Source organism: Thalassotalea hakodatensis (assembly GCF_030295995.1).
Lineage (GTDB): Bacteria > Pseudomonadota > Gammaproteobacteria > Enterobacterales > Alteromonadaceae > Thalassotalea_C > Thalassotalea_C hakodatensis.
Map to the genome: position 1 here is coordinate 3,775,881 of NZ_AP027365.1, position 18,290 is coordinate 3,794,170.

At 37.9% G+C, this 18,290-nt stretch carries 18 protein-coding genes; 3 read left to right on the top strand and 15 right to left on the bottom strand.

Annotated elements, in window-relative coordinates; translation table 11 throughout:
• From QUE72_RS16700 to QUE72_RS16730, 7 genes are all read right to left on the bottom strand, one after another.
• A complete protein-coding gene (locus QUE72_RS16700) occupies nucleotides 1–948 on the bottom strand; it encodes an ABC transporter permease (RefSeq protein WP_286272997.1) in 948 nt (315 codons plus the stop codon).
• An 80-nt stretch (nucleotides 949–1,028) separates the two neighbouring features.
• Nucleotides 1,029–2,357 (bottom strand): CmpA/NrtA family ABC transporter substrate-binding protein, encoded by a 1,329-nt coding sequence (locus QUE72_RS16705; protein WP_286272998.1) that lies wholly within the window; start codon nucleotides 2,355–2,357, stop codon nucleotides 1,029–1,031.
• Between the two features lie 396 nt (nucleotides 2,358–2,753).
• Nucleotides 2,754–3,053, bottom strand: a complete 300-nt coding sequence (locus QUE72_RS16710) for a hypothetical protein (protein WP_286270257.1) — start codon at nucleotides 3,051–3,053, stop codon at nucleotides 2,754–2,756.
• 32 nt (nucleotides 3,054–3,085) lie between these two features.
• The gene (locus QUE72_RS16715; protein WP_286270258.1) at nucleotides 3,086–3,856 is read right to left on the bottom strand and encodes a CmpA/NrtA family ABC transporter substrate-binding protein; all 771 of its coding nucleotides are present in this window, start codon (nucleotides 3,854–3,856) and stop codon (nucleotides 3,086–3,088) included.
• Nucleotides 3,843–4,454 carry an ANTAR domain-containing response regulator gene (locus QUE72_RS16720; RefSeq protein WP_286270260.1) on the bottom strand — a complete coding sequence of 204 codons (612 nt, stop codon included), beginning with the start codon at nucleotides 4,452–4,454 and terminating at the stop codon, nucleotides 3,843–3,845. The genes QUE72_RS16715 and QUE72_RS16720 overlap by 14 nt, the downstream gene beginning before the upstream one ends.
• A 205-nt stretch (nucleotides 4,455–4,659) precedes the next feature.
• Nucleotides 4,660–5,145, bottom strand: a complete 486-nt coding sequence (locus QUE72_RS16725; protein WP_286270261.1) for a DUF3016 domain-containing protein — start codon at nucleotides 5,143–5,145, stop codon at nucleotides 4,660–4,662.
• A 138-nt stretch (nucleotides 5,146–5,283) separates the two neighbouring features.
• Nucleotides 5,284–5,541 (bottom strand): hypothetical protein, encoded by a 258-nt coding sequence (locus QUE72_RS16730; protein WP_407704934.1) that lies wholly within the window; start codon nucleotides 5,539–5,541, stop codon nucleotides 5,284–5,286.
• Nucleotides 5,542–5,830: 289 nt separating this feature from the next.
• Between QUE72_RS16730 and QUE72_RS16735 the strand changes: the two genes are divergently transcribed.
• The 3 genes from QUE72_RS16735 to bfr (QUE72_RS16745) all read left to right on the top strand — a co-directional run bounded on the left by QUE72_RS16735 (nucleotide 5,831) and on the right by bfr (QUE72_RS16745) (nucleotide 7,144).
• Nucleotides 5,831–6,025 carry a (2Fe-2S)-binding protein gene (locus tag QUE72_RS16735; RefSeq protein ID WP_286270262.1) on the top strand — a complete coding sequence of 65 codons (195 nt, stop codon included), beginning with the start codon at nucleotides 5,831–5,833 and terminating at the stop codon, nucleotides 6,023–6,025.
• A 176-nt stretch (nucleotides 6,026–6,201) separates the two neighbouring features.
• On the top strand, nucleotides 6,202–6,666 hold the full coding sequence (bfr, locus tag QUE72_RS16740; RefSeq protein WP_074496418.1) for a bacterioferritin: 465 nt from the start codon (nucleotides 6,202–6,204) through the stop codon (nucleotides 6,664–6,666).
• Nucleotides 6,667–6,676: 10 nt separating this feature from the next.
• A complete protein-coding gene (bfr, locus tag QUE72_RS16745; RefSeq protein ID WP_286270263.1) occupies nucleotides 6,677–7,144 on the top strand; it encodes a bacterioferritin in 468 nt (155 codons plus the stop codon).
• A gap of 619 nt (nucleotides 7,145–7,763) precedes the next feature.
• Here the strand turns inward: bfr (QUE72_RS16745) and QUE72_RS16750 are convergent.
• The 8 genes from QUE72_RS16750 to groL all read right to left on the bottom strand — a co-directional run bounded on the left by QUE72_RS16750 (nucleotide 7,764) and on the right by groL (nucleotide 18,165).
• Nucleotides 7,764–9,062 carry an ATP-binding protein gene (locus QUE72_RS16750; protein WP_286270264.1) on the bottom strand — a complete coding sequence of 433 codons (1,299 nt, stop codon included), beginning with the start codon at nucleotides 9,060–9,062 and terminating at the stop codon, nucleotides 7,764–7,766.
• A 3-nt stretch (nucleotides 9,063–9,065) separates the two neighbouring features.
• Nucleotides 9,066–9,803, bottom strand: a complete 738-nt coding sequence (locus QUE72_RS16755) for a winged helix-turn-helix domain-containing protein (protein ID WP_286270266.1) — start codon at nucleotides 9,801–9,803, stop codon at nucleotides 9,066–9,068.
• 25 nt (nucleotides 9,804–9,828) lie between these two features.
• Nucleotides 9,829–11,001 carry a serine hydrolase domain-containing protein gene (locus QUE72_RS16760; RefSeq protein ID WP_286270268.1) on the bottom strand — a complete coding sequence of 391 codons (1,173 nt, stop codon included), beginning with the start codon at nucleotides 10,999–11,001 and terminating at the stop codon, nucleotides 9,829–9,831.
• Between the two features lie 186 nt (nucleotides 11,002–11,187).
• On the bottom strand, nucleotides 11,188–11,610 hold the full coding sequence (locus QUE72_RS16765; protein ID WP_286270269.1) for a DUF3019 domain-containing protein: 423 nt from the start codon (nucleotides 11,608–11,610) through the stop codon (nucleotides 11,188–11,190).
• A complete protein-coding gene (locus QUE72_RS16770) occupies nucleotides 11,600–12,406 on the bottom strand; it encodes a MipA/OmpV family protein (protein WP_286270270.1) in 807 nt (268 codons plus the stop codon). Before QUE72_RS16770 ends, QUE72_RS16765 begins: the two co-directional genes overlap by 11 nt.
• Before the next feature lie 636 nt (nucleotides 12,407–13,042).
• Nucleotides 13,043–14,536 (bottom strand): beta-lactamase family protein, encoded by a 1,494-nt coding sequence (locus tag QUE72_RS16775; RefSeq protein ID WP_286270272.1) that lies wholly within the window; start codon nucleotides 14,534–14,536, stop codon nucleotides 13,043–13,045.
• Nucleotides 14,537–14,774: 238 nt separating this feature from the next.
• Nucleotides 14,775–15,938 carry a helix-turn-helix domain-containing protein gene (locus QUE72_RS16780; protein WP_286270273.1) on the bottom strand — a complete coding sequence of 388 codons (1,164 nt, stop codon included), beginning with the start codon at nucleotides 15,936–15,938 and terminating at the stop codon, nucleotides 14,775–14,777.
• 574 nt (nucleotides 15,939–16,512) lie between these two features.
• On the bottom strand, nucleotides 16,513–18,165 hold the full coding sequence (groL, locus tag QUE72_RS16785; RefSeq protein WP_074496414.1) for a chaperonin GroEL: 1,653 nt from the start codon (nucleotides 18,163–18,165) through the stop codon (nucleotides 16,513–16,515).
• Between the last annotated feature and the right edge of the window lie 125 nt (nucleotides 18,166–18,290).

Sequence of the window (18,290 nt, forward strand, 5' to 3'; positions counted from 1 at the left end):
TTAACGGTTAACTGTTGTTTTGTCCCAAGAAACAAAACGTTGAATTTTTAACATGGCTCTATCGAGTAAAAAGCCAATAAAACCGATAACGAATACCGCGGTCATGATGCGGCTCAGTGATTGTGAACTACCATTTTGAAATTCATCCCAAACAAACTTACCTAAACCTGGGTTTTGCGCGAGCATTTCTGCGGCAATTAATACCATCCATGCAATTCCTAACGATAAACGCATACCAGTAAATATTGCGGGTATTGATGCAGGTAATATAATTTTTCTTACATGTACTAGGTTTGGTAAGCGTAATACTGAACTTACGTTGAGCCAGTCTTGATTAATTGACGACACGCCAATAGCAGTATTTATCACCATAGGCCACACGCAGCACAAAGTGACCGTAATCATTGAATTTATGAATGATTTATCAAACATCGGATCATCGCTGGTATAGACAGCACTTACCACCATGGTTACTAACGGTAACCACGCTAAAGGTGAAACCGGTTTAAAAACTTGGATAATCGGATTAATTGCCAAGTTTAATGATTTATTAAGCCCTACAGAAATTCCAAGAGGAATCGCAATGATCACCGCGAATAAAAAGCCACTCATCACGGTAACTAAGCTAGTAATAATTTGATCTAAAAACGTTTCCTTACCGGTGTAATCGCGAATTTTAGCCGGATAGTTAGGGTCTTTTTTCAACCGCTCTGCATTACGCAATTCTTGACGTTGATAAAAAGCTTGCTCTTTTTCGCGGCTATCCACATGCTCTTGGTAAAGGTTAACTATTTGTGTTCCCACCGCTTTAGGACCAGGGAACTGACCTAATGAGGTGTCAATATTATTGGCAGCAATCGTCCATAACCCTAGAAAGAAAGCGATACCAATTATGGGTAACATAATGGCTTTTACTGTAGTGGAAATGCGAACATACCATTGAGACATAAAATCATTATTTAAGTTATTGATACCTGATTTTGAGAATACTTTTACCATGAAACCTCCTATCATTTGACGAGAATAAGTTAAATTTTATCGTCAGCTTTTAAACCAAGTGTGAATTTATTAATGTATTCATTTGGCTTTGTTCCGTCGTAGATTATGTTATCTATGAAGTGTTGTTGTGGGTCTCTAAAACCATCTTCATTGTCAAGAGCACTAAAATCAGCCGGCAACATTAATTCGTCGTCAATCAACGAACGCACTGCTTTCATATAAATATCGGGGCGGTACACTTTCTTGGCGATATCGATATACCATTGATCAGGTTTTTCGTCGCTTATCTGCCCCCAACGACGCATTTGCGTTAAATACCAAATAGCATCAGAGTAATAGGGATAGGTAGCATTGTGGCGAAAGAATACATTGAAGTCAGGAACTGCTCGAACATCACCAGGTTCATATTCAAAGGTACCCGTCATACTGTTTGCAATAACATCATAATCAGCTCCAACATAATGAGATTTTGACAATATTGTTACTGCTTCTGAGCGGTTTTTATTGTTCTCTTCATCTAGCCATTTAGCTGCTCGAATTAACGCTCTTGTTAATCGAATAGTAGTGTTGGGGTATTTTTCAGCAAATGCTTTAGTCATACCGAAGACTTTTTCTGGGTTGTTTTTCCAGATTTCATAATCTGTAACAACGGCGACACCAATACCTTTTAATACCGCTTGTTGATTCCATGGTTCACCGACGCAATAACCATGAATAGTTCCAGCTTCTAGTGTTGCAGGCATTTGAGGAGGAGGTGTTACAGACAGCAATGCTTGAGCATTAATTTGCCCAGACGTGTCTCCCTTATGCGGTGCATAATACCCAGGATGAATTCCACCTGCCGCTAACCAATAGCGCAATTCGTAATTGTGTGTTGATACTGGAAATACCATGCCCATATTGAACGGCTTCCCTTGCGCCGAAAATTTATCAATGATCGGCTTTAAGGCATCTGCTTTTATCGGATGAACAGGCTTCCCGTTTGATTGCTTTGGTATCAAAGGTTTCATTTGTTGCCAAATGTCATTTGATACCGTTATAGCGTTCCCATTTAAATCCATGGAAAATGGCGTAATAATTTCAGCTTTAGTGCCATAGCCTATGGTTGCAGCAATAGGTTGGCCTGCAAGCATATGGGCGCCATCTAATCGCCCATCGATAACCCCATCAAGTAATACTTTCCAGTTTGCTTGTGCTTCAATAGTGACGTACAAACCTTCATCTTCAAAAAAACCTTTTTCATAAGCAATTGCGATAGGCGCCATGTCGGTAAGTTTGATGAATCCAAACGTCAATTCTTCTTTTTCAGGGTAACCTAAATCACTGGCTTGACTGGTGGCGGCACAAAGCATAATCATTAATCCGATACACGTGTAATTTCGAACTAGGTGTTCACGCCATTTTTTTGTACATTGAAAAATACCTGCGAGCATGTTTTCCTCCAAATAAAAAGCCCGTAGTGCTCTGCGAACAGACACATACGGGCTTCGATGCCTAACTTACCTTTACTACACGAAGTAGTTGATCAGTTTATTGTTAAAAGACCTACAGTCGTTGTAGGAAAGTGACTTAAAGCAATCGCGCTAAATCGCCTTTAATAGATAAGTTAATTCAGGATACGTGCCAGACCAAGAAAAAACAAATAACCTCTTGTTATATAAAGGCTTTTAATATTGCACCATAAAAAATGAGCTTTTTTTGCACTTAGGTTTGCTTCAAAATAGCGCACAAAAAGCACTATTTTGCACTCATATTTACATAAAAGCGGTGGTGGGTAACGCTAACGCTTTACGATAGATGTCTTGACGATACACTGAAGACACTAAGGTATCATTGATTAACTTTTTATCTATTTTAATCAACTTCTTCATTTGGTTAAGTAACCACTCGCCTTGGTATAAAGTAGGTTCATTGATAGGTTGATTGACGTCAGCAAACCGATTGTAGCGATGAACATCTCTCGGTGTATGTTGATGGTGCACTAGACAACTCCCCATTAACGAAGGGGCTATGACGGATAATGGCAAACCTAAATATGATGACTGACTAAGCATTCTCGCTGCTTCTAGTCGATTAGCGATTGGTATTACCAATTACAGGCTTTTTGTAGGGCACAAATTAATGCGTGTGCCTCGCTCGAGTGCTGTTGATACCATTGATTAAGAAAGGCCAATACTTTTTCAGGCATGTCTGGCCAAACATCACACGATGTTACTCCTGTAACGCCTACAGCATCTCGTACAGCTTTTGCATTCCAAGGACCTCCAACGCAAAAGCCATCTATGTCACCACACGCTAATGCCTCTACCATATTTGACGGTGTCACAATGATAATTTCTATATCACTTAACCTGATACCGCTATGCTCAAACCAACTGCACAATTGATAATAATGGCAACTATCAGGATAAACGGTAGCAAATTTGAGCCGGTTCTTTTTCCGCTTTCTTTTTTTTATTATGGGTTTTAACAGAGTCGCACTCAATGGAAAATCGATATGTTCTAATTGGTTTACTACTTTTACTTGATCATAAAGCTGTTCAGATATTGTAATTGCATTACCATTTTGACTCAAAATCATCGGAGCAATCACTTCGACTTTATCAGACGATAGACCAAGAGCACTTGCCAATGGCATAGGCGCTAAACATTGTGCTGCATCTAATACTCCTGCATGTAGTTTGTCCTGCATCACTGCCCATGAATACTGTTTTTCTAGCCTTACCGTTAAACCTGTCTCAGTAAAAAAACCTAGCTCATATGCGACAACGATAGGCGCGCAATCGGTTAATGGCATATAACCTAGGTGAATGATGTTGGTTGGCGTTTTGTTAGGTAGCAGTTTAGTTTTGCTCATGTGAAGCTACTCCTGTTATTGACATAATACTTTCAGCGACCCGCTCTAATTTCTGCCCTTTATCCATCGCTATTTTTTGTAAATATCGATACGCGACAGGCTCTGACATTTTTTGATGTTCTATCAACCAACATTTTGCTTGAGAAATTACACGTTGATTATTTAACTGTTGTTTAGTCTCCGTTAATTGTTTTTTCAATTGTTGTAGCTCATTAAACCTTGCAATTGCCGTGTCTAAAATTACCGTGACGCGATTAAAATCAATTCTTCCCGTTATATAAGCACTCACACCAGAAGCAACCACTTTGTTAATAGACTGACTATCATGTAAAGATGAAAAAACAATAATTGGCGTTGCCATGTATTGCATAACCACGCGATATTGCTCTAATAAGCATTGAGAGCTGTCAGCTAAGCTGACAATAACAACATCTGGCTGAAAAGCTTCTACGTTTTTTAACAAGCTATCGTTCGTGGGCGCGGTATAACAAAGGTGATAATGAGAATGCACTAATGCATGAGTAAATGAACGCACCTGTTCTTGATTATCTTCAATCAAAAGCAGTGTTAGTTGGGGGTGTTGAGTGTTTAAATTCACGTTTAACTCTTAACAACATTTTTATTATCAAGTTAAACAAGTTACATACCAATGCGGTTTTTACCTTTATTTCAATGCTTTAAGCAAGCCCCGGATATTAAAAGCGCATTGAATGTTATATTTTGATCCACGAATGCGCTAATAAAGGGCAATAAAAAAAGCTGGAAAACCAGCCTTTTTAAGTCATTTATATATTCAATCGGTTTTATTGTTCGAAGGTGTTTTCAAACCAATCGTCTAACATCACTTTTTCATAATGAAGAAAAGAGTTGTTATAACGTAAACTACTACGCATCATGAAGCCCATATCTTTCAAATGTTCTTCGCCTTCTTGAAGAATTTTCTCTGAGGCATCAACTAACTGATATGAAAACTTCATACGTGGGATATGAATATCTTTAATCACACGTATACGCTCCATGGTTTCATGAACATCACCCGCTAAATCAACATCAGTTACGGTAACTTTTAAAACCTGTTCTTTAGGAAGTTGCTCTGCAAGTTTAGCAAAGTGCTGTTCAAACTCTTTAAACACGCGCTTTTTAAACTTAGCCCTATGTTCTTGTCCAGCATACACATCTCTATATTTATCGGGGTTCTGCCACGTTACTTCACTTGTCCCAGCTAAAGCCATTGGCACAACAAATAAAACAGATAATAATGTGGAGATAATTCTATTCACTTTATACATCACGTTTTCCTCTTTGCTATAAGCCTATTAATTAGACCGGAGTTTGACTAAAAAATGTGTGTTCAATTGTAATCAACATCATAATGCTAATAATCACACACTACAATATTCATTCCAAATCTATGCTGTTCACGCTGATTAACGATAAAAACGTTCATTAAAATGAATAAGTATAAGATGCCATAACGGTTCTACCTCTACCAGGCATATGCCTTTTGCCCCCGCTGAGCTCCAATAAGCCTTATCAAATACATTTTCAACTTTAACCCTAAATATACTGTTTACATGTTCCATTTGATATTTAACGCCAACATCAACACGCAAATATGAAGGAAAACTTGGCGTGTTATTGACATTCTGCTGCCTTTTACCAACAAAAAAAGCGCCAAACTGCACATTAAGGCCATGCAAGTATTGAAGTTGATAATCAATAAACGCATTGGCTTTATTTAATCTTAGCTACATTCGCGGATTGATTACCATTTAATGTTTGGTTATTCACTAAGCTTGTCAGCTTTCCATCTTGTGAAGTAGTCACTTGTAATATTTTATTTTCACGTCAAGTTTTTAGTATCACATTGACTTATCTAGATAAATTTTCACATCAGAAAAAAGACAAATATTATGCTTGCATTTTAACCAAATGATAACTATTATCACTCGCATAATCATTAAGGGTAGCATTATGTTTGTTTGCATTTGCAATGGCATCACAGATAAAGATATTCAAGACGTTGTACGCAATGAAGGCGTAGGTTCTATGCGTGAGCTTAAAAAACATCTTGCTGTTGGTAAAGACTGTGGATCTTGTGTAAAAGCAGCGCAACGTATTATGGATAACACGATTATTGATGAATCACTTTTTCAAAATGTTGGCTAACCGCCTCTTTTTCCTGTAATTCTCTTATTCTCCTCAAAAACCTGTAAATATTGATGCTTAATAAAAATAGAAACAAGAATAGTTTTCAATATTAAACCATTGATTTTATTTGTTTTTTTGACTTTTAGCCTACACATTCTATAATAGAACCACTATTTGCTAACAGGGCGCTATTCATGCAAAGTCAAAGCATCATTATTACGTCATTAAACACAGTTCTCACTACCGAGCTAACGTCTATTAATCAATACTTCTTGCATGCCCGAATGTATAAAAATTGGGGTTTTAGTAAGCTAAATGATCAATGCTATAAAAAATCTATTAAAGACATGAAGCAAGCAGATGCCATTATTGAACGCGTGTTATTTTTAGAAGGACTACCTAATTTACAACGACTTGGCGCATTATCAATTGGTGAAAAAACCGAAGAAATGTTGCAATGCGATACTAAGTTTCAATTGGCGCAAATTGAACAAATGAAACAAGCGATCGTGGTTTGCGAACAAGAAAAAGACTTTGTTACTCGTCAGTTATTAGTTGAAATTCTTGATTACGAAGAAGAACATTTAGATTGGTTAGAAACACAAGCATACCAAATTGAGCAAATGGGTTTAGAGAAATATTTACAAGCACAGTTATAGAGGACTAATCATGAAAGGTAATACAGAAATTATTAACGCCTTAAACGGCTTGTTAGCTTACGAATTAGCCGCAATGGACCAATATTTCATTCATTCACGTATGTATCACGACTGGGGCTTAACAAAGCTATTTGAACGTATCGATCATGAGTTTGACGACGAAAAAGGTCATGCCACACTATTAATAGAGCGTATTCTATTTTTAGAGGGTACGCCTGATATGGTTACGCGCACCGGCCTTGATATCGGCAAAGACGTACCACAGATGCTAAGCAATGATTTAGACGTAGAGCTTGCTGTTGATAACGCCTTAAAAGATGCCATGGCGCTTTGCGAAGAGAAAAAAGATTTTGTGACTCGTAACATACTACAAACGTTAATTGATGATACGGAAACAGATCATGCGTTTTGGTTAGAACAGCAACTCAGACTGATAAAAACCATTGGTTTAGAGAATTACTTACAGTCACAAATGTAGCTATACGCAGAATAAAAAAAACCGCCAAGGCGGTTTTTTTTATTCATGAATGTATAAGCAATACATTCAGCGTAGGGTAAATTGACAATGACAAGGTGCTTTAAGCGACGCATAGCTCGTGCTATAAGAATCGAACAAGCAAAACGACGTCAGGATTAATTTAATCAAGCACGAATTACATCCCCCCATACAGCCCCTAGTTTCAAGGGTGTTAATAGTAATATCCCACCTTGTACCCCGATGAACTTAACACTTAAGCTAACCAATTGAACTTTAACAAGTTTAGTTTTCATTTGAAATTTAAAAACGTTTCATCACTTTCCAACAGTGATCAGCGTTCAATCATAAATACATATTGCATCAAATTTAACTACGCTTATTCCTGTCACCAACTCAATTCAGCTTTTGTTGCTCTATAGATTCAGTGAGTATTTCCAATTCTTCCCTACACTTTTTGTTTTCTTTTGCAGAACCGCTGGTGCAGACTGGTCGGTGTTGAGACTCGGTTCCTACTTTACCTTGGACGCCAATATAAACGCATGACGGAAGAGAAAATAGTGCGAATATAATGCACATGTATAACAAGCTTTTGTGTATAGTTTTCAAAATCTTCTCTATCTTACTTCATTGTTGATTGATTATTTTTAGGCAGTAACATCTGAAACTCTGCTCCGCAAAGCTCACTAGAATCACCAATAGTTAACATGGCGTTATGCCAGTCGAGCACCCGCTTCACAATAGCTAAGCCAACACCATGACCTTTATAGTGCGATTCTTTTTTTTCTCCTCGTATGAAGGGCTTAACGATTTTCTCTCGCATATCCACTGGTACTCCTTCACCATCATCTGAAACTCGAATAATATGCGAGTTGTCATCTGTTTCCAATGAAATAAGGACTTTACCTTGGCCATAATTAATTGCATTTTGAATAACATTATTAAATGCCATCTTTAGATAATTTCGATCCGCGGTTGTAATAAATTGCTGTGCGCTACAGTTAAATTCGATTTCAACCTTGTCGCTTCGTTTTCTTTCAATGCACTCGTTAGTCAATTGAATAAGGTCTACGGGTGCTTTTTTGAGTGTCATTGTCTGCTGATCGAGTCGGGAAAAATTTAGCAGAGCTTCGACAAGAAGTACCATTTCATCAACATCTTTACCTAACTTATGTTGTAATCTGGCACGTTGCCCTTCATCCTCAACTTCTTCTAAGGTATCCAGGCCAAACCGTATCCTAGCCAATGGTGTTCGAAGATCATGTGAGACAGCGGTACTTAGCAACTTTACATCATCAACCAAGCTATTTATGCGCCTTGCCATTGTATTAAACTCAAGTTCAATATCTCGGATATAAGAAATAGAGTGAGTGGATATCTGCTCATCTAATTTTCCATTACCGAATGACTTAGCAGCATTTCTCAATGATGAAAGCTGTTTTAGCAAGGGGTAAGCCCAGATCAAAAATAGTAAAATGAGTAACAGGTAGAATGATAGAGTCAGGCCATACTGCTGATAAGTATATTGATTGGCCGGAGTTAATCGAGGCGATTCTAATACCAGTATTTGTTTCTTATTACCGAGATAATAATGAAACAACTGGGTCTTTTGGGTTTCTAAAATAACCACTTCACCTTTCGTAAGTTGATGAATTAACTCCTGTGGTAATTCAGCATTGGCGATGGCACTTACCGAAACAGTATAGCGACCACTATTGGGCCAATTAGATAGCAGTTCGTCGCTATTTGATGTTTTATCTATCGCTATAGCTAAATCTTGGCCAATTGCTTCAGCCATTTCAATTGTTGTTAACGGTTGCTGTTCTTGTTGGTATTGCTCGTAGACCTTATCAAACAACCAGCCTAGGCTGATTGTTGCCAGAATGGTAACGCTTACCAAAGATATTAAAAGATAACGCATAAGTTACCAGGCACTCTTTACCAACAAATAACCTTTACCCCATACCGTTTTAATGCGGTATGGCTTGCTAGGGTTATCATTTAACTTTTTACGCAGTTTCGAAACGATCAAATCGACAGTACGGTCGAAGCCATCATAATCAAAACCTCGCAATAACTGAATCAACTCATCACGAGTAACCGTGTTGCCTGCACGCTCAGCTAACAACCACAATAAATCAAACTCACTTGAAGAAATGTCAACAACCGTATTGCTAAGCTCGACTGAACGATCTTGTTTATCAATTTTAAAATCACCGTAGTGAATTGTGCCTTGGTTATCCTCTATTTCTGCCACATTATTATCGTGCTGTTGCATTAACGATTGCCGCGCTAAATACTTACGAATTTTAGTAGCAAGTACATTGGCTCTAATGGGTTTAGTTAAGTAATCATCTGCCCCCATTTCAAGGCCAAGCACTTCATCCAATTCTTGATCTCGTGCTGTCACCATGAGAATCGTATTGGTAAAATCGGGCCTGACTGCTTTCAAGACATCTATACCGTCCAATCCTGGCAACATGCCATCAAGAATAACTAAGTCAGGATTTTGTTTTTTGATAAATTGCACAGCCAAGTCGCCGCGTTCTTGAACGGTGACCTGATAGTGCTTCATTTCAAGATACTCTTTTATCCAGTCAGCCAGACTGGTGTCATCTTCTACGATTAAAATATGAGCGGTATGTATTGTTGCTGCGGCCATAATAATTTTTACTAAGATCTCTAGCTTATTGTTTTAGTTCATTGTCCAAGATAGTTTGTAAGACTTGATCTGACTCCGATTCACATTGTGCATTTAGGCCACAATTAAAAAAGGCCGTAACACTGGTCTGTGTCTCTTCAATGAAAATGTTAGCTGTAGTATATCCTGCTTCCAAGCCTCCATGGTGATAAACTGTTTTATTGTTTAACTTTTCTTTGAAAATACCTAAGCCGTATTCTGTACTCGCGTTTATTTTCACCATCGACTCGGCTTCAAAGAAGCGCGCTCTTACATCTTGGGAAAAAGCGGAATCTGTTGACACAATATTTTTAAGAAGCAGTGCCAAATCTTCAACATTAGACCTCAAAGGCGCATCGGCAAAGCCGATAAATTCGTAAAAAGGTTTAGTATTGACAGTACCGATAGCTTCATCTTGATAATAGCCAGAAATAATATCTCCAAGGGATTTTTCTATGCCACCGTAAAAACTAGAGTTCATCCCCAGTGGCTCAAGAATACGATGCCTCATTGCAACTGAATGGTGTTCAGCTAATACTTTATCAAGAATTAGTCCAATTAATAGATAGCCGGTATTCGAATAATTAAATGCTTCGCCAGGAACCGAGTAAGCCGGTTTATTCAGCGCAAAACTTAGTGCAAACGAATCCAATTTTAACTGTTCAGTGTCTGATGTTAAGACCGCATTATAAAAATCAACTGCGATGGTTTCATCTAAATAATCAAACACTCCTGCAGTATGATTTAGCAACTGCCTGATGGTGATGTTATTGCTGTTTTCAATTTGCGCCAATATCGCTGCATCCAGAAAGGTATTTATGCTATCGTCTAAGTTAAGTAGACCTTCTTGTTCAAGCAATACTGTTAGTAACGCCGTTAGCTTTTTACCAGCGCTACCACTAGGCATAACATGGTAAGACTGCATGGGCGCTTGAGTTTCTATATTGGCAAGGCCAGCAGCACCTAAAAATTTAGTCTCGGAGTTTTCAACCAATAGAATAATACCCGGAATTGTCTCGGAAATAGCGTTATCAATAACAGCCTGATAATCAAACTGTTGTTGTATAGGAGGTAATATGACTTCTTTAACTTTGTTTGACTTACCACCCCCGCAACCTGTTAGTAGTGAAAAACTCGCGAACATTGCAAGCAGCCATTTTTTACGTTCAATCATATACATCTGAAACTATCCTTAAGTCATTAAATATTATCTTATGAAACAAGGTTAAAGTGATTAACTTGGTTTTGACGTATAAAGATATTTAGAAATGTAGCTTTTTGTACAATATGGTTCGACTAGTTAATAAAAAATGCAGTGAATGGTTATTCAATGCACTTTTTATTAACTTAAGAAGTTCAGTGGAAATTAGAATACTCGCCATGAGGAGTGAGAAAACTTCTCCTTTTTATATACCCAGGCTAAGGGAAGCCGATTTTTAACGATCACCTGTTCACTTTTTTTATCTCTCAATGTGTAAACAAGATCGCTCGTCATTTCGACTTCCTGAGTAAATGTTCCTTGCTTAGTTGATGACCAGCAATGAAGTGAATTAGTTTGCATCGAAGAAAATAAACAATAATCGCCAACTTCGGCGACTTGCCAAATAACAGTTACATTGACATAACAGACTTGCTCCTGCTGTAAAGACACACACTTGGTTGGCTTTATTTTCAGCTCTGGTAAGTTTACAGATTGTTTTGCCTGCGTAATTAGAACAACGCTAGGTAAAGCAAAAAGCGTAAGTAATGTTAGTAGAAAAAATATTTTGCTGGTGAAATTAGAAAACATATTTCACCACCATTGCCGCTTCGACAACCTTATTACCATCAACAAGTGGGCTTTCGCTCACTCCCGAGGGCAACAGTGTTGTTCTAACAAATCCCTCAAAAACCCAATTTTCGCCAATGGGGTAACTAGCCCCTACTTGCCCCGTATATTCGAAGCCCGCATCACCTCGATAATAAGGCAAACCTTCAACCTCATTAATAGCATAAAAGTGATTAACCACATTTTCATTGCGATACTCCACACCGAAACTACCGTAGATATTCCAATTATAATAATTGTAATCCCGGCTTAGCCAAGCAGAAGCGTACAAGCCACCATCAGGATCGCCACTCGCTCCGGCGACAATAAATTTCACATGAGTATTATCAAAATCACCTAAAATTCGAAGCCCAAGTTTAGAGTGGCTTACTCTTCGACTGACACGGTTAGATACAGGTAATTTATGGTCTAAATCTCTGTGATTCATTGCCAACTGTAGGTCATACGACCAATTTTCAGTATTGAGGAAATTGTACCCCATAGACAATGTAGTCGCTTGCTGCTTGGAAGTTCCATGAGGAAATTCAAAGAAAAGACCATATTTTTGATAGCGGCCGTTTACGTATAGTTCAAATCCCGAATCATTTTCATCGTCATACCTAAAGGGATCAGATTCAACGTCTAAGCCAATGCCTATATCAAAGTAGGCACCATCTCGAATATTAGCCTCATCGGCCGACACTTGTTTGGGAGTTATCAACGCCATTAGGCTGAGAACATGTATTGTTGTAATAAATAGCAATTTGCAAGTATTCACTCTTTCTTCCAGTTAAAGCAGGTTGATGTAACGAATGGTAACTAATCGAGTTAGAATGTGCCGTATAGGTTTGTGGAAAAATGTATCAAAGTGTACCTGTTGATGAAAAACATCTTTAATACCAATTCAATTCTACCCTATTTTGCCATAGATGCCTGTATACATCACTAGAATGGCTGCGATAGTTAGTGAAAGAACAATACATCAACGAATAGCCAAACTAATAAGCTGTTAACGGGCACAAAGCGATTCTTTAGTGGCTTACGAACGAGCAGTAAAAAACCCGCTTAAAGCGGGTTTTTTACTTATTATAATACTTAAGCAATACATTCAGCGTAGGGTAAATTGACAATGACAAGGCGCTTTAAGCGATGCATAGCTCGTGCTATGCGAGTCGAAAAAGCAACGATGTCAGAATCTATTTAATCATGCATGAGTTACATCATGCTGCCCATATATAGAACAAGCAACTGATCATTAACTAAAAAATATAATACATAAAGTAGAATATCCCGCTTGTTGCCCCAATCAAGGGCTTAGTTAAACATTTTTAAATTTTATGAATTAAGATGCTTATAGAAAACAGCTTACGATCTTAGCTCTTATATTGAGAAGTTATAATGTAACGTCCTTACCTTAACTTTTCATCAGCTTTTTTAATTGCTCTTTAGCGTGTTTGTTATCAGGTTTTAACTCAAGTACTTTTTTATAAAGTTCAACTGCTTTATGTTTATCACCTAACAACCAATAAGTTTCCGCTAAGCTATCATAGGTATTGGCGCTTAAAGGATAAAGGTGCGTATTCAATTTAAAAATTTCTAACGCTTTTTGCAACTGCTTTTGTTCTATCAGCTTATAACCCCAGCTATTTAATGCGTCCTCTTCAAACTTTAACTGTTGAGTTTGCTGTAACTCTTTAGCAAGCTGCACAGCCTTTATATAACCTTGTGATTCTAATTCCTTCCAAAGTACTTTTATGGCAGGAGGCAAGCCAAAACCATTTTTTGCTTTCATTTGAGGAATATAAAAACCTGCAATTTCATCTATAAAGTGTGATGGAAGACCGCCCATAAGGTTGGTGAGCACCACAATTGATAGATCATCTTCTGGGTAAACAAAAAACGCGGCACGATCCCCTCCTGCTGCTGCAACTGCTGGGTGTTCCGGCCTTTCAACAACAGGCCATCCTAATGCATAACCGTTTAATAATTTATTAAACCCTTTGGTTTTACCGCTAGTGAGTACTGCTGGTGTCCATAAGGTCTCGATACTTGAAGGTTTACTTAGGAGCTTTCCATTTTGTAAAGCAATAATCCAAGTAGCAATTTCTGTAGCAGTAGAACTCATGCCTGCCGTAGTACGAAGAAAAGCCGGGAAGTCTGCCGCCTTTATGTTCGATATTTCGCCCGAGCCATAATAATAAGTATAACGACGCGCAGAGTGCATTACTACGTCTTTAAGATTTGAAAAGCCGGCTTCTTCGGTTCTACCCATATTTGCTCTACGTAACTGGTTTTGAGTTATATAGTCGATAAAATTTTGGCCACTCACATTGTCTATGATTTTACCTATCAGCAAATAATTCGTTTGGTTATAGCGAAATTGGCTATTGGCTTTAAAATCTAGTGGCCTTTTTTTAACTAATTCCCATGACGCTTTTGCACCCTCACTGGAAATTAACTGGGCATTGTTGCTATTCATGATATCTGGTAGCCCTGAAGTGTGAGTTAATAGCTGTTTTACTGTAACGTTATGCCATTCAGCGGGTAAACTTGGTATGTATTTAGAGATTTTTGCAGACACTTCAAGCTTGCCCTGCTCAACCAATTGCATTACCGCGACACCGGTAAATGCCTTAGTAATTGAGTTAATTGAAAATACGGTGTTATCGTCTACCGGAATAGCGTCTTGAATGTTGGCTAAACCATAACTTGCTGTTTTAACTATTTTTCCATTTTTAACAATAGCCAATTGTAAACCAGGAATTTTTCTGTCGAGCATTTCAGCACGCAGAAAATCATCTATCTCGTCTGCCTGTGCTAAACCACTTGTTAGCCCCATTATTAGACAGAGTGAAAGTACAGTAGCTTTCACATATAGTGCTGTATTGTAACTAATAGATCTGCTCATTTTTCACCCTTTATACTAAACATGAAACCCAATAGTAAATATTTCCCTGCTAACTTAGTCGTGGAAAGAATCATTATTGGGCGATCATTTTGCCATTCGTTAAATAGTAATGGCGTCAACATTGAAGGGGTATAATGGCGTAGTTCTAGCAATAGTTCGACCGACTAAAAAAGTCGGACCTTGCATTTATATTGGGCTAGCGTGATTAATGAAAAATTAATTCATACCTATTGATAACTTATGAATGTAATTTTCGATATTGAGAAGGTGTCATCAACAGGTGTTTTTTAAAGGCAGTATTAAACGATGATTTTGAATTAAACCCCACTTCGTGCAAGATCTCTAAAACCGTTTTTGACGGTTGCTCATTTTTGATCAGCATTTCGGCAGCTAAATTTATTCGATACAAATTCACGAAATCAAAGAAGTGTTGCCCTATTTTTCTGTTGATAGTTATTGAGAGCTCACTGCTAGGTAGGTTAATTCGTTCCGCCAAAGTATCTACGCTTAAATAGGGATCTAAAAAAGGCTTATTATGCTCCATGTAGTTCCTTAATCGCAAAACAATAGCATCGTATTTTTCAGTTTCGATAGTGGGAGTTTTAGAAACACTTGAATTATCTTTACTGGTAGCCAGTTCATCAGTCACTGTTATGGTTGAACTTACTCCGTTAAATAGCTCAGGTTTATGCAGCGCTTGCCACAATATCCAACAAATACTTAATAACGCCGAAATAACCATGAATAGTTGCACTAGTCTTTCTAACTCATAGTTTTGGTAAATCGAGAACCTAAAATACATTCTTCCTAAACCTATAAAATAGATCAGAGTAAACAAAAATATCAGTTGGGTTAACCAACGCTTGTTTAATCTATCTGCATCAGAGTAATTTTCTACAACAACTTTCCGATACCTTATTATATGTTTATAAATGGCTACAAGGTACAAGCCAAACTGTATAGATGTCATGAAATGAATAAAGGTTAATTCAGCTACAGCAGTGAAGTTGTCATACCAAAGCTGTTTTGAAGCATTATCCACACTGAAAAAATTGGGTATCATCACGAGACAAGCTATGACGTAAGGAATGGTGTGCAATAAGTGTTTAAGTTTTAATGTAAAGTCATTATAAATAGCTGTTTTAACATAAAGGTATAAAGCCGGCCCCATAAACAGCGAAACATTATACCTAAGCATATCTAAATCGGGATAAGCTTGGTAAAAGTCGTTAAATATGATGTTACTCAAATCAACGACTACAACTAATAGATAAGCTGCAAGTAGTTTATGACTTAAGCGATTGCCAGAACTAAGACTACAAAGATAGGTGGCTACAAATAAATAAGAAAAAAATATCACTAAGACAATATTTTCAAACATTACTACAATATTCTCAACCACTGAATACTTTCCTGTTTATATGCTATCGATGATTCGAAAATAAGAATTATATCTAAATTTTCGTAAAAGTGAGTAAGTTACTCCAACTTCGTTCTGGCACCAACACGCTTATCGCTCTAAATAATCTAAGCCCTATCGATATAATGATTACTTTGTCTGTGGAGCTCCAATGAGTAAAACAAACGCTATCGTCATCAAACAGTTAGCATTAGTTGTTTAATGATGAATGACTGTTTTAGTGGCTATTAATATGATAGTTAATTTAACGTCTTTTGAATATTAAAAATAGCTAAAAAATTATTGATGATATGACCACAATGACAGGACACTTGTCGCTAGGTAAGCCAAGGCTAACGTTTATATCGTATCAGAGCTGGCATTTTAAAATTAAATACCAGTGTCCGCTATAAGTCTTGATGCTGACCTTTCAGAATGAATAAACTAACGTCAAAAATTCGTATAATTAAAACAAAACATCTGTTGGTAGAATATTAATAGGGATAAAAAAGCCTGAATATCACTATTCAGGCTTCGTTTCAATGGTTAGAGCTACAGTTATAGATTTAAAAATCTATTACATCATACCTGGCATGCCGCCACCCATACCACCCATGCCGCCCATATCAGGCATTGCAGGAGCTGAGTCTTTAACGGGTGCGTCGGTGATCATCGCTTCAGTTGTTAGCATTAAACCAGCAACAGATGCAGCAAACTGTAAGGCACTACGTGTTACTTTAGCGGGGTCAAGTATACCCATCTCTAACATGTCGCCATATGTACCGTTACCTGCATTGTAACCATAGTTACCTTCGCCATTGCGAACTTCATTTAGCACTACTGATGCTTCATCACCACAGTTGGTCACGATTTGGCGTAACGGAGATTCCATCGCACGTAACGCAACGTTAATGCCATGGTTTTGGTCTTCGTTGTCACCTTGAAGGGCTTTAATTTTCTCAGCAACGCGTACTAAAGCAACACCACCGCCTGCTACTACACCTTCTTCAACGGCAGCGCGAGTTGCATGTAATGCATCTTCTACCCGTGCTTTTTTCTCTTTCATTTCAACTTCAGTGGCAGCACCCACTTTAATGACTGCTACACCACCAGCTAACTTAGCAAGGCGTTCTTGAAGTTTTTCTTTGTCGTAATCTGAAGATGTTTCTTCAATTTGACCACGAATTTGCGAAACGCGAGCTTGAATGTCTGCTTCTTCACCAATACCATCGATAATCGTGGTATTGTCTTTAGAGATAACAACACGTTTAGCTTGGCCAAGGTCTTCTAATGTTGCTTTTTCAAGCTCCATACCGATTTCTTCAGAAATCACTGTACCTGCCGTTAGGGTTGCGATGTCTTGTAACATAGCCTTACGACGGTCACCAAAACCTGGCGCTTTTACTGCTGCTACTTTCACAATGCCACGCATGTTGTTAACAACAAGTGTCGCTAATGCTTCACCTTCAACATCTTCTGCAATAATTAATAACGGCTTACCCGCTTTTGCTACCGCTTCAAGTGTTTGAAGTAATTCACGGATGTTTGATATTTTCTTGTCCACTAAAAGAATAAATGGATTTTCTAATTCAACCGTACCGTTTTCTTGGCTATTAATGAAATAAGGCGATAAATAACCACGATCAAACTGCATACCTTCAACCACATCTAACTCATCAGTTAATGCTTGGCCTTCTTCAACAGTGATTACACCTTCTGCACCAACACGATCCATTGCCGTTGCAATGATTTCACCAACTGTTTTATCAGAATTGGCAGAAATAGTACCTACTTGTTCAATCGCTTTGTTATCTGTACAAGCCGTAGAAAGCCCTTTAAGTTCTTCAACTGCTGCAATTACCGCTTTATCGATACCACGTTTCAAATCCATTGGATTCATGCCCGCAGCAATTGATTTTAAGCCTTCTGTCACTATTGACTGTGCTAATACGGTTGCTGTTGTTGTACCGTCTCCAGCTTCATCATTTGCTTTTGAAGCAACTTCTTTCACCATTTGTGCGCCCATATTTTCAAACTTGTCTTCAAGTTCGATTTCTTTCGCAACAGAAACACCATCTTTTGTGATAGTAGGACCGCCAAATGATTTATCTAAAACCACGTTACGGCCTTTAGGACCTAACGTTACTTTTACTGCGTCAGCTAAAATATTTACACCGCTAAGCATTTTTGCGCGTGCATCATTACCGAATAATACGTCTTTTGCCGCCATTTTTATCATTCCTATTTTTTATGTTTGGCTCAGTTTTAAGTTTCTCACGTAAAACGAGTGATATTCGTTGTGAGTTAAATAACCTTTAAACCCTGCCTAAATTTCAACCAATACGTGAATATAGA